The sequence below is a fragment of the Mangrovimonas xylaniphaga genome (assembly GCF_001280435.1).
Taxonomy (GTDB): domain Bacteria; phylum Bacteroidota; class Bacteroidia; order Flavobacteriales; family Flavobacteriaceae; genus Mangrovimonas_A; species Mangrovimonas_A xylaniphaga.
The window spans coordinates 217,796-230,172 of record NZ_LBIP01000016.1; the positions used below are offsets into that span (position 1 = coordinate 217,796).

Below are 12,377 nucleotides of genomic sequence, written 5' to 3' on the forward strand. Positions count from 1 at the left end.
TTGCTCATATTGCACAATATAAATGTATAAGAATATTTGCTACAAACATTATATTGAATATTATTAGTTTTTAAGATGATATCTTCGTATATTAGCTTTTAAAGTGATATACCAATATCCAAAACAACAATCATGACCAGTATCATCACCGGCGATATTATCAATTCAAGAAGCTTAGAGCCCAACGAGTGGATGCCTTCACTCAAAGAAGTGTTGAACCTATACGGCACAACACCACAACAATGGGAAGTTTACAGAGGAGATAGCTTTCAACTGGAAGTTCCCCCTGAAAAAGCACTTGAAGCCGCCATTTTAATTAAAGCTTCCTTAAAACAATTTAAAAAAATGGATGCCAGGATGGCTATTGGTATTGGTGAAAAGAACTATACTGCTAATAAAATCACCGAATCCAATGGTACCGCCTTTATCAATTCCGGAAAGTGTTTTGAGCAATTAAAGAAAAACACCTTGGCTATCCAATCGACATTTCCTGAGTTGGACCACACCTTGAATATCATGTTTGACTTAGCATTGTTAACCATGAACAATTGGACGCCAACTTCTGCCAGATTGTTAAGGGCCGCATTAGAACACCCTAACATGAACCAAATAGAACTGGCCGAGATTTTTAGTACCACGCAAGGCAATATCAGCCAAGGGTTAAAACGAGCAGGACATGACGAAATCACAAAACTCATAAATTACTACAAGTCCCAAATCACACAACTATGATTCACTTATTTATCAAATTAATGCTTGCCCATATTCTTGGGGATTTTGTATTGCAACCTGCCAAATGGGTGACCGACAAAGAAGCCAAAACCTACAAATCTAAATACCTTTATTGGCATATTGCCATTCACTTTGCACTGCTCATCCTATTATTGAAAGCCAATAGCTCTTACTGGATAGGTATTTTAAGTATTACCATATCCCATTACCTCATCGATTTGTTAAAACTGCAATTCAGAAATGAAAAGAACAACCGCCTCCTATTTGTTTTGGACCAATTGGCACACATTGCAGTAATTACAGTGGTAGCCTACGCCTACGCCCCTGTTCCGTTTGACCTTAGTGACTTATTCAATAGTAAAGTACTTCTCTTTATTTCCTGCTTATTGGGAATAACCTCTGTCTCTTCCGTTATCATGAAAACGGTGATCGCCAAATGGCAACTGGAAGAAGACACCATAGACGAATCCTTGGAAAATGCCGGTGCCTATATTGGCATATTGGAGCGTCTGTTTGTGTTTGCCTTTATATTAATGGGTTATTGGGCCGGCATTGGCTTTTTAATTGCTGCCAAGTCCGTATTCCGATTTGGAGACCTTTCCAAAGCCAAAGACCGAAAATTGACTGAATATATCTTAATAGGCACCCTCTTAAGCTTTGGTCTAGCCTTTATGTTCAGCATGGCCTATAAATTTGCTCTAACATTGTTGTAAGCATACTCTTTGTAAAAATAAAAGGCGCCAACTAAGTTGGCGCCTTTTATTTATAAATCCAGGAATCTTATTTCTTATAATACTTTGCATATTTTCTATAAGCCAAAGCACCCAAAAGCGCTACAATCCCAACTGCGATAGCAATAATGTTCAAACTGGCAATTTGCTGTCCCGATTGGTAGGAATGCAACCCTGACAGGTAGAAATTCACACCAAAATAGGTAAACAAAATACTTGAAAAGGCAATGATGGAGGCTAGGTTAAATCCATATCTACCACGTAACCCTGGTACTAAACGCATATGGATGACAAATCCATAAATCATGATACTGATCAAGGCCCAAGTTTCTTTTGGATCCCACCCCCAATAACGTCCCCAACTTTCATTGGCCCACATACCTCCAAGGAAGTTCCCTATGGTAAGCATCACTAGTCCTACCGTTAAAGCCATTTCATTAATGATGGTCAGCTCTTGAATATTTAAAGACATTTTGGATTTATTCTTTTCCGTGGTGAAAATCATCAATAAAAGAGACACCACTCCCAATATCATTCCAAGGGTAAACGGACCATAACTCGCCACGATTACTGCTACGTGAATCATCAACCAATAAGAATTCAAAACAGGTTGCAGGTTGGCAATGGCCGGATCCATCCAGTTCCAATGGGCTACCATTAAAATCATGGAGGTCACAAAGGCTGTAGCCGCAAAGGTCAAATCACTTTTTCTACCGAAAATCAATCCAAACAACATGGTTGCCCATGCCACATAAATCATGGATTCGTAAGCATCACTCCAAGGCGCATGGCCAGAAATATACCAACGTACTACCAACCCTAAGGTATGCAGTACAAAAATTGCGATGATTGACACTTTGAACACATTTGCCAATACAGACAAAGCTTTGTTCTTTTCATTAAAAATTTGAACAATGATTACAATAAACAGAAACGTCCCTGCATACATGTACCAGCTAAACAATTTCTTAAAGATGTCGTACTTGTTATAGGTAATTTCGGCATCAATTTTCTTTTCAGACAACATTACATTTTCCCCTAAACGGTGCTGTGTTTTCTTGAATGCTCCTAACATTTCATCGGCTTTAGAAAAGTCACCTGTTTGTTTAGCCTGATGCAGATTCATTAAATAGGCACTGAACCCTACGTTGATAAAGTTTCCATATAAGGAATCTTCAATTTTTTGTCGGTAGCCTTCTTCCCTGAATTCCAAAGAGGAAATCCATTTATTATTAGGATCGTTAGGCACCGGGAATATCTTCATGGAACGCCCTTCTATGGCATTGTACAACAAATACACACGTTGCTCGGCTTCCTTAAACTCCTTTTCATAGGCATTCAACTCATTTACATTGGTCATTTTATCCAAATACGGCTGCAGCTTAAAGCTTCCAACTTCATTGAAGAAGTCCACCAAGGCCGCATATTTTTGGTCCTTTGGCACCCCAATAATACTTCTGATGGAATCCGCCTTTCTAGGCTTTAAATAGATAACAGGCACATTGTACCACAGCATTGGACTCTCCTGAATAGACAACAGCACTTGGTTAGCGTCGAACTCTTCATAAGTATCATGCTTACTCAACTTACGCAACATTTCCGAAGCATAGGTATTCATAGGCATCATACGCCCGCTGTAATCCTGAATGACCATTCTTCCAAACTTCGCAGCTTCTTCCTTAGGCGTGATGTTGGCACGCAATACAGAATCTATCTGCGCTTTGGTTGGACGTTCATGGTCATGCCCATCGCCTTCAGAATGTTCTTGTGAAAATCCTTGTAAACCAAATAACAAAATCGCAATGGTTAATGCTGCTTTTTTGGTTTTCACCTTATCCAACATTCTTCTTAAATCCGCAAAACGGGTGCCTTTTGTAAACAAGATGGCCAATAAGCCGAAGTACAATAAAAAGTATCCAATATAGGTAATCCAAGTTCCCCAGAAATCATGGTTTACAGATAACACGGTTCCTTTTTCATCTGGATCAAAACTAGCTTGGAAGAAACGATATCCTTCGTGATCCAAAATATTGTTCATAAAAACACGGTAATTGAAATCGCCATTTTCCTTATCCAAAACGGTAATTTCGCTAGCATAAGATGAATAATTGTTTTCAGTACCCGGATAACGTTCTGCAATAAAATCGTTCAATTTGATACTGAATGGCAGTTTGATTCTTTTGGAACCGTATTTTACAGCTACGTCCAAACCGCCTACTTTTATTTGTTCAAAAGAATTGTCGCTTCCTTTTCCTCCCAAAACTCTCACACGTTCGGTTTCACCGTTTGCCGTAACCTTTAGCACCAAACCATCGGCATCTCCTTTCAGCATTTGAGGTTTTTCAACAATATCGAATACGCCCTTAATTACCGGCTTTGGAAACACCATTTGCATGTTCCCAATAATGTAACGCGAACGCAAAGCCAGAGGTTGAATGCTATCCTTAACCAATGTTCCTTGGGCACCAGTGGCCATGGTTAAATACTCCCCTTCAAATGGCGATTGAATTAAAAGCTCTCCATTATTATAAGTGATGTTCACGGCACCATCCACAAACTTATTAAGTGAAAACAATGTATTATGGATGCTTTGTACTTCCCCACTCTTCAAGAAATGATTGTGTGGCGCACCTCCTCCAGATTCAACCACCTTTAAATAGTCTTCACCAGATTCATCCGGTATAATATCTTGTTCAGCTCCAGCAACAAATTTCTCAAGTTCTATGGATACAGGTTGTCCATCATAATCGGTGTCTACACTAAAACTATTGGTTAAACGTGGTGAAAAATCCACTTCCTTTTGAATAACCCTGCGCTGTGCCTGCCCATCAACAACCATATCCCCATCAATATAGGCCGTGACATATGTTTTTTGAGATAGAAATGTATCTTCGGTAGCACCTTCCCTAATAGGCATCATCCCTTCATAACCAATATAACGCGTTACAAAAGCTCCTAAAAGAATAAAGATAAAGGCCAAATGCAACAACAGAGTATCCCATTTTTCCTTTGAAAGAAGTCTGTATCTAAAAATGTTCCCGATAAAGTTAATCACGAACACCCCCATAATGGCCTCAAACCACCACGCATTATAGATCAACTGTCTAGAATACGGTGTTGGCGAAGTCCCCATGTTCCGGTCCATAAAGGTCCCCGTAATCATGGCTGCGGCAAAAACAATAAATAAAATAGCGGTAAGTCGTGTTGAAAATAGAATTTTGGCAAGTTTATTTTGCATAATATGAGACTCTTATTTTAGCTCGCGCAAATTTAAGGTATTTACTTTACTTACTTATGTTAAAATACCTGAAACTTTTAAGGCGCTTGTCTAGCTTGAAAAATATTCAGGTAGAGAAAGGTGCCCATTTTTCGGGCTCTGTGCTTGGCGTTTTCGGCATAATCGCCTTGAAACAGTTCGTCTATGGTTTGCACCCACAAATTGAGCCATAGGCCAAAATGCAATTCGGTAATACTATGGTTCGTTTCTCGGTCAACTTTTACATGAACCTCCAACGGATTGCCATAATATTTGGTCTTTAGAAACAAACTCGACTCCCAAAAAGTAGTCAAGTGTTCAAAATGAGCCTCCCAATCTTTTATTATTGGGTTGAAAAAAGGCCCTAAAACCTCATCTGTTCTCACTTTTTTGTAAAACGTGGTGACCAATAAATGAATATCGGCTCTGTTTTGAATATCTTTTTTGGACATCCAACAAAGATAAATCATATCCCTTTCATATCATGCTAGACTTACTTAATTTAGCAGCATGATTTCAGTTAGCATACTCGGTGCCGGCAATGTGGCCACACATTTATTCAAGGCTTTTAAAAAGGCAAAATCAGTATCTGTAAACCAATGGTACAACAGACATTTGGCGCCTTTGGAAACCTACAGAAATGAAGTTTCCATTACCGATGACCTATCACAGCTTACAAAAAGTGATGTGTACATTATTGCTGTAAGTGACGATGCGGTGGCAAAATTGTCTTCCAACTTACCTTTTGAAGGTAGATTGGTCGTGCATACCTCTGGAAGTGTTGGCATCCACGATTTGGACAAAAAACATCAAAGAGGCGTCTTTTACCCTTTACAGACCTTTACTAAAGGTGCCGATGTAGATTTTGCCGATGTGCCCATTTGTATTGAAGTTTTGGAGAGAGAAAACCTTCCCCTTTTACAAGAACTAGGCGAAGCTATAGGCTCCAACGTCTATAAAGTGAATAGCGATCAACGAAGAGCTTTGCATTTAGCGGCTGTTTTTGTGAACAATTTCACCAATCAACTGTATCGTGTTGCCCATGAAATTACCGAAAGCCAAGGTGTGGAATTTGAAATCCTAAAGCCGCTTATTACGGAAACAGCCAAAAAGGTTCAGGACATGTCCCCATATATGGCACAAACAGGTCCTGCCAAGCGCAACGACAAAAAAACAATTCAAAAACATTTAAAATTACTGGAGAATCCGCAGCACGAAGCCATCTACAAACTGCTTACCAGTTCAATAAAGAAAACCCATGGAAGATAAAAGCTATAAAGAATACCTAGAACACATCACCACCTTTATTTTTGACGTTGACGGTGTGCTTACCGATGGTACCATTACCGTAACTACTTCTGGCGAAATGCTAAGAACCATGAATATTAAAGATGGGTTCGCATTGAAAACGGCCATAGATGCCGGTTTTCATATTTGTATTATTTCTGGAGGGTCTAATGAAGGGGTTCGTGTACGATTGAACGGATTGGGCATTAAAGATGTGTATTTGGGAACTCATGATAAAATTGAAAAGCTCCACGAATACCTTGAAAACAACAATATCAACATAGAAAATGTGTTGTATATGGGAGACGATATCCCAGATTACCCAGTGATGTCTTTGGCAGGCTTACCGTGTTGTCCTCAGGATGCGGTACCGGAAATAAAGGCCATTTCCAAATATGTATCCCATAAAAAGGGAGGTAAAGGAGCCGTTCGCGATGTGATTGAGCAAGTCTTGAAAGTTCAAGGTAAATGGAACAGTAATTTTAGCGCTAAATACGATTAACACCAACAAATCCCAACTAACTAAACAACACTAACTTGGAACTATTAAAATTGATTCGCTGGAAGAACCTCCTAATGATTGCCTTGACGCAATACCTCATTAAATATGCTTTTTTTGAGCCGTTTGGAGTCAACATCACTTTAAACCTATTTGGCTTTTCGCTTTTGGTATTGGCTACTTTGTGTATTGCTGCCGGAGGTTATGTGATCAATGACATCTATGATGTGGAAACCGATTTGATCAACAAACCAGATCAAGTAATTGTTGGTAAAACCATTTCGGAACAAGCAGCCAACAACCTTTTTATTGCTTTTAATGTGATTGGTGTTGGTATTGGTTTCTATCTGTCACACTTGGTAGGCAAGAGTGCTTTTTTTGCAACCTTCATCATTGTGTCGGGATTACTGTATGTGTATGCTTCCTATTTAAAACCCATGCCGTTGGTTGGCAATTTGGTAATTTCGGCCATGGTGGCTTTAAGTATCATAATTGTTGGTTTATTTGAATTAATTCCAGCCATTACTCCTGGCAACCAAGAAACCCAACTGACCTTTTTTACCATTTTATGGGACTATGCCCTTTTTGCATTTATATTGAATTTACTGCGCGAAATGATTAAAGATATTGAGGATATTGATGGCGACCACAAAGCAGGAATGAACACCTTGCCTATTGCTATTGGCCGTGAGCGTGCCAAAAAAATAGCCTTTGCTGTTTCTTTTATTCCGCTTGGAGGCGCTATTTATTATTTAATCAACTATTTGTACGGGAATATGGTTGCTGTGGTGTATTTCTTAGCGGCCATCATTGCTCCAATGCTTTATATTGTTATCAAGATCTTTATGGCAGAATCCAAAAAGGAGTTTCATTTTATCAGCAATATGATTAAATTGGTCATGCTACTGGGAATGTTATCCTTGATTATTTACAAATACAGCCTTCTTGATTAATGCTGAACGACCAATTAAAACCATACCATATTGTTTTAGCTTCTGGTTCTCCCAGACGTCAGCAGTTTTTCAAGGATCTTGGATTGGATTTTAAAATCATTCTAAAGCCTGTAAAAGAAGAATATCCGCTGCGCTTAAGGCATTACGAAATCAGTGATTATTTGGCCCAACTGAAAGCCATTCCCTTTAAGGAAGAACTTAAAGACAATACCATCCTCATTACCAGCGATACCATTGTTTGGCACAACGATGAGGCTTTGGGCAAACCAAAAGATGAACAAGAAGCTTTTGAGATGTTAAGCTCCATGAGTGGACAAACCCATGAAGTCATCACTTCTGTATGCTTTACTACTCCTACTGTTCAAAAAACGGTAAACGCTATTACAAAGGTTACTTTTAAAGAGCTTTCCGAAGAAGAAATACGTTATTACATCAATACCTGTCAACCCTTTGACAAAGCTGGCGCCTACGGTATCCAGGAGTGGATTGGACAAATTGGCATCACTAAAATTGAAGGTTCCTATTTTAATGTAGTAGGTCTCCCAACCCATCTTGTTTACAAAACGCTGCTTAGTTTAATAGCATAGAAATAGGCGGTTCTTTTAGGTAATTATTTCAATTTCTCATCTATCTTTGTTTAAGAAATTCCATTGCTTAACACTATGTTTTTTGAAGCTTACCAAGACAAATTAATTAAGGTTTTTATTCTCCTTATCATCCTGTTGATTATTAGGGCTGCCCTGAAAACCGGCATTACCAAAATTGGTAGAAACAGTGGTATTAATGAGGCTAGAATCCATCTTATCAATCGCTACACTACGGTATCATTGGTATTGATAAGCTTGCTGTTTGGGGCATTTATCTTTGGAGTGGAATTCAAGGATATGGCTTTGGTATTTTCCTCGGTGTTTGCCGTGATTGGTATCGCTCTATTTGCCATTTGGTCTATTTTGAGTAATATCACTTCAGGGGTGATTATGTTTTTCTCTTTCCCTTATAAGGTGGGAGATAAAATTCAAATTCACGATAAGGATTTTCCCATTGAAGCCATTATTGAAGATATTAGAGCCTTTCAGTTACATTTGCGTTTGGACAATGGCGACCTTATCACCTACCCAAACAACCTCATTCTTCAAAAACCAGTAACACTTATAAAAAAAGATGCCATCGACGATGGTCATGACGCTTTATAAATATTGCCTATATTTATAAGGTCAACTTTTATGTATGGGAAAGAAACGAACCTCAAAGTATAAAAAGCACATCGCCAAAGCACCGGGAACCCTTATCTATACTGGTGAAAAAAACAGCCAACAACTTTTTATTGAATCTTTCGATTACAATCTTGAGGGCGTCACCGAAAAGGAACTTAAAAATATTGAGGATGTCTTTGGCTACAAAACCACAGAATCCATAACTTGGGTTAACATCAACGGACTTAACCACATTGAAGCCATTGAAAAGGCCGGTGACCATTATGGCCTGCACCCTTTGATTCTTGAAGATATTGTAAATACTTCGCAGCGTCCAAAAATCGACGAGTACGACGAATACATCTTTATTTCCCTTAAAATGTTACACCTTGATGCCGACGAAAATGTCATCATTGAGCAGGTGAGTTTTGTGATGGGAGACCGTTATGTCTTGACATTTCAGGAAGCCGAAGGTGATGTTTTTGATAACGTAAGAGAACGCATCCGTTCCGGAAAAGGCCGTATTAGAGGCATGGGAGCCGACTATCTGCTATATGCACTTGTAGATGCTGTTGTAGACCATTATTATGTGGTAAGTGAAATGCTGGGCAATAAAATTGAAGACATTGAAGACTCCTTGTTTGAAGGCAGTATGAAGGACAGCATGAGTGTTCAAATATTGATGCTGAAAAAGGAACTACTAAAAGTAAGACGCGCCATTTTTCCTTTAAGGGAAATCATCAGCCGTATCGAAAAAAGCGAAAGCCCCCTTATTGATAAAAAATCCATTCAATTCTACAGAGATATTTATGACCACGTCATCCAGCTCTCTGATAATATTGATATTTTCAGGGAAATGATTTGGAGTTTAATGGACATGTACATGACTACCATCAGCAACCGTATGAACGAAGTCATGAAAGTCTTGACCATTATCGCTACCATTTTTATTCCCTTGACCTTCATTGCCGGGATTTACGGAATGAATTTCGACCACATGCCTGAGCTTCATCTTAAATATGGCTATTACACAGTTTGGATTGTGATGATTGCAGTGTTTATTGCCATGGTGATTTATTTTAAACGGAAAAAGTGGTTGTGATTCATTGACCCCTCAACCGTTAAAGAAATTCTAAAACCAGCCCTTTGGCTGGTTTTATTTTTATATTTAGGGGCAATTAAAACACACCATGAAGAAACAATTACATGCAATTTTTCTCACATTGGCCACCTGTCTTGGCCTATACGCCCAACAACCCAAAAAGCCCAATGCCTCCGAAATTTATGAATCCATCAAAAAGCTCAACTTTTTGGGATCGGTTTTATATGTAGCAGCGCATCCAGACGACGAAAATACGCGTCTCATCTCCTATATGTCCAATGAAGTCAAAGCACGCACAGCCTATCTTTCTTTGACTAGAGGTGATGGCGGTCAAAACTTAATTGGCCCTGAAATAAGGGAATTATTGGGAGTTATCCGTACACAGGAATTGCTTACTGCAAGGCAAATAGACGGTGGCGAACAACGCTTTACCAGAGCCAACGATTTTGGCTATTCCAAGCACCCAGATGAAACCTTGCAAATTTGGAATAAAGACGAAGTATTGAGTGATGTGGTTTTGGCCATTCGCCAATTCAAACCCGATGTCATCATCAACAGATTTGACCATCGCAGCCCAGGCAGCACGCATGGACACCACACAAGTTCTGCCATCTTGAGCGTTGAAGCTTTTGATTTGGTAAACGATTCTTCCAAATATCAAGAGCAATTGAATTCTACAACTGTGTGGCAACCCAAACGTTTATTTTTTAACACCTCTTGGTGGTTTTACGGAAGTGAAGAAAAGTTTGAAAAAGCCAATAAAAGCAATTTGTTGTCCTTTGATATTGGCACCTATTACCCTTCCAAAGGATTGAGCAATACCGAAATTGCCTCCCTAAGCCGTAGTCAGCACAAATCCCAAGGCTTTGGAAACACAGGAACCCGAGGGTCTCAAATGGAATACATTGAACTGATTAAAGGCGATATGCCCAACGATGGAAGCAATATTTTTGAAGGCATCAATACCACTTGGACTCGTGTAAAAGACGGTGAAGCAATTGGCAATATTATGAAAAACGTAGAAGAGCACTACAATTTTCAAAATCCTTCGGCCTCGATTCCTCAATTAAAGGAAGCCTACAAACTCATCCAAAACCTGGAAGACACCCATTGGAAAACTATCAAAACCGAAGAAATCAAACAAATTATTGCTGCCTGTGCAGGTTTGTATCTTGAAGCTGCTGCAGACACCAATCATGCCACTGCAGGAAGTTCTGTTCAGTTGAATATTGAAGCCATTAATCGCAGTAATGCCAACATAAAACTTCAAAGCTTCACCATCAACAATACAAAAACTGATAAAAATGTTGAGTTAGCGAATAACGTTAACCAGAAATTCCAAGAGTCACTAACTATAGACAGTCAACAACAGCCCACTACCCCATATTGGCTTACCAGCAAAGGGACTTTGGGCATGTATCAAGTGGATGACAAATCTTTAATAGGAAAACCTGAAACACCAAGAACCTTCAACGTCACCTTCAATTTAACTATCGAAGGAACCCCTATTTCCTTTACGCGTCCTGTGATTTATAAAACTAACGATCCTGTAAAGGGAGAAGTGTACAAACCGTTTGAAATTATTCCCGAGGCTTCTGCCAAGGTTGCTGAAAAAGTCATCATTTTTGACAATGACGAAGAGAAACAGGTTTCAGTAATTGTGAAATCTGGCATCAACAATTTACAAGGCCAGGTTCAATTGGCACATCCAAAAGGCTGGACGGTTTTCCCAGAAAAACAAACAGTAAACATTCAACATAAAGGAGCAGAACAAACGGTGGTCTTCACCATCATTCCTCCAAAACATCAAGATGAAGGTTTGATTACGCCTATGGTGCATGTTGGAGATCAAATCTATACCAGAGAATTGATTGAAATAGATTACGACCATATTCCTTTTCAAACGGTGCTGCTTCCTAGTGAAAGTAAAATTGTGAGATTGGATATTAAAAAAATAGGACAGAATATTGGCTATATAGAAGGTGCTGGCGATGTAATTCCTGAAAGTTTACAACAAATAGGTTATAATGTCATCACCATCAACCCTGAGAATATTTCCGAAGATACTTTGAGATATTTCGATGCTATTGTCGTGGGCGTAAGAGCCTACAACACTGTAGATGCTTTAAAGTTCAAACAACAATTATTGTTTGATTATGTTGCCAATGGCGGCAATATGATTGTACAGTACAATACCAACCACCGCCTAAAAACAGATCATTTGGCGCCATATAAATTGGAATTGTCCAGAGATCGCGTTACAGATGAATTGGCCGAAGTTGCCTTTTTGGAGCCTAAACACGAGCTACTGAACTTCCCAAATAAAATCAATGAACACGATTTTGAAGGTTGGACCCAGGAACGCGGTCTTTATTTCCCAAACAGTTGGGGTAAAGAATTCACCCCTATCCTTGAAATGCATGATAAAGGTGACTCCAAGAAAAAGGGAAGTTTATTGGTAGCCAAGTATGGCAAAGGCTATTATATCTATACGGGCCTTAGTTTCTTCAGGGAATTTCCGGCGGGAGTTCCTGGAGCCTACCGTTTATTTGCCAATATGCTATCTATTGGCAAGGAAGACATTAAAACCGATAACCCTCTGAACGACTAACATGACAGAACAT

The 12,377-nt window shown here is 39.2% G+C and carries 11 protein-coding genes; 9 read left to right on the forward strand and 2 right to left on the reverse strand.

From position 1 onward, the window contains the following. Window positions 1-132 precede the first annotated feature (132 nt). Both ZA06_RS09660 and ZA06_RS09665 read left to right on the forward strand, forming a co-directional pair. Window positions 133-732, forward strand: coding sequence for a transcriptional regulator (locus ZA06_RS09660; protein WP_053977265.1), 600 nt, complete (start codon window positions 133-135; stop codon window positions 730-732). Then, window positions 729-1,445, forward strand: a complete 717-nt coding sequence (locus ZA06_RS09665) for a DUF3307 domain-containing protein (RefSeq protein ID WP_053977266.1) — start codon at window positions 729-731, stop codon at window positions 1,443-1,445. The genes ZA06_RS09660 and ZA06_RS09665 overlap by 4 nt, the downstream gene beginning before the upstream one ends. Before the next feature lie 67 nt (window positions 1,446-1,512). On the opposite strand, the gene ccsA is transcribed toward ZA06_RS09665, so the two are convergent. Both ccsA and ZA06_RS09675 read right to left on the reverse strand, forming a co-directional pair. Next, window positions 1,513-4,701, reverse strand: coding sequence for a cytochrome c biogenesis protein CcsA (gene ccsA / locus ZA06_RS09670; RefSeq protein ID WP_053977267.1), 3,189 nt, complete (start codon window positions 4,699-4,701; stop codon window positions 1,513-1,515). Window positions 4,702-4,778: 77 nt separating this feature from the next. Beyond that, the gene (locus ZA06_RS09675; protein WP_053977268.1) at window positions 4,779-5,171 is read right to left on the reverse strand and encodes a group III truncated hemoglobin; all 393 of its coding nucleotides are present in this window, start codon (window positions 5,169-5,171) and stop codon (window positions 4,779-4,781) included. A gap of 58 nt (window positions 5,172-5,229) precedes the next feature. Between ZA06_RS09675 and ZA06_RS09680 the strand changes: the two genes are divergently transcribed. From ZA06_RS09680 to ZA06_RS09710, 7 genes are all read left to right on the forward strand, one after another. Beyond that, window positions 5,230-5,988: a Rossmann-like and DUF2520 domain-containing protein gene (locus tag ZA06_RS09680; RefSeq protein WP_053977269.1), complete on the forward strand. Its 759-nt coding sequence runs from the start codon at window positions 5,230-5,232 to the stop codon at window positions 5,986-5,988. Then, a complete protein-coding gene (locus ZA06_RS09685) occupies window positions 5,978-6,508 on the forward strand; it encodes a KdsC family phosphatase (RefSeq protein ID WP_053977270.1) in 531 nt (176 codons plus the stop codon). Before ZA06_RS09680 ends, ZA06_RS09685 begins: the two co-directional genes overlap by 11 nt. A gap of 35 nt (window positions 6,509-6,543) precedes the next feature. Further along, a complete protein-coding gene (locus ZA06_RS09690) occupies window positions 6,544-7,458 on the forward strand; it encodes a geranylgeranylglycerol-phosphate geranylgeranyltransferase (protein WP_082331996.1) in 915 nt (304 codons plus the stop codon). Beyond that, on the forward strand, window positions 7,458-8,045 hold the full coding sequence (locus ZA06_RS09695) for a Maf-like protein (protein ID WP_053977272.1): 588 nt from the start codon (window positions 7,458-7,460) through the stop codon (window positions 8,043-8,045). The genes ZA06_RS09690 and ZA06_RS09695 overlap by 1 nt, the downstream gene beginning before the upstream one ends. 75 nt (window positions 8,046-8,120) lie before the next feature. Further along, window positions 8,121-8,651 (forward strand): mechanosensitive ion channel domain-containing protein, encoded by a 531-nt coding sequence (locus tag ZA06_RS09700; protein ID WP_053977273.1) that lies wholly within the window; start codon window positions 8,121-8,123, stop codon window positions 8,649-8,651. A gap of 34 nt (window positions 8,652-8,685) precedes the next feature. Next, complete coding sequence (corA, locus tag ZA06_RS09705) at window positions 8,686-9,753, forward strand: magnesium/cobalt transporter CorA (RefSeq protein WP_053977274.1); 1,068 nt, start codon at window positions 8,686-8,688, stop codon at window positions 9,751-9,753. An 88-nt stretch (window positions 9,754-9,841) separates the two neighbouring features. Next, window positions 9,842-12,364, forward strand: coding sequence for a PIG-L family deacetylase (locus ZA06_RS09710; protein WP_053977275.1), 2,523 nt, complete (start codon window positions 9,842-9,844; stop codon window positions 12,362-12,364). Window positions 12,365-12,377 lie beyond the last annotated feature (13 nt).

Coding starts and splice junctions, on each gene's coding strand:
- ZA06_RS09710 (WP_053977275.1), top strand. CDS start 9,842: ATGAAGAAACAATTACATGCAATTTTTCTCACATTGGCCACCTGTCTT.
- ZA06_RS09660 (WP_053977265.1), top strand. CDS start 133: ATGACCAGTATCATCACCGGCGATATTATCAATTCAAGAAGCTTAGAG.
- ZA06_RS09685 (WP_053977270.1), top strand. CDS start 5,978: ATGGAAGATAAAAGCTATAAAGAATACCTAGAACACATCACCACCTTT.
- ZA06_RS09695 (WP_053977272.1), top strand. CDS start 7,458: ATGCTGAACGACCAATTAAAACCATACCATATTGTTTTAGCTTCTGGT.
- ccsA (WP_053977267.1), bottom strand. CDS start 4,701: ATGCAAAATAAACTTGCCAAAATTCTATTTTCAACACGACTTACCGCT.
- ZA06_RS09675 (WP_053977268.1), bottom strand. CDS start 5,171: ATGTCCAAAAAAGATATTCAAAACAGAGCCGATATTCATTTATTGGTC.
- ZA06_RS09665 (WP_053977266.1), top strand. CDS start 729: ATGATTCACTTATTTATCAAATTAATGCTTGCCCATATTCTTGGGGAT.
- ZA06_RS09680 (WP_053977269.1), top strand. CDS start 5,230: ATGATTTCAGTTAGCATACTCGGTGCCGGCAATGTGGCCACACATTTA.
- ZA06_RS09700 (WP_053977273.1), top strand. CDS start 8,121: ATGTTTTTTGAAGCTTACCAAGACAAATTAATTAAGGTTTTTATTCTC.
- corA (WP_053977274.1), top strand. CDS start 8,686: ATGGGAAAGAAACGAACCTCAAAGTATAAAAAGCACATCGCCAAAGCA.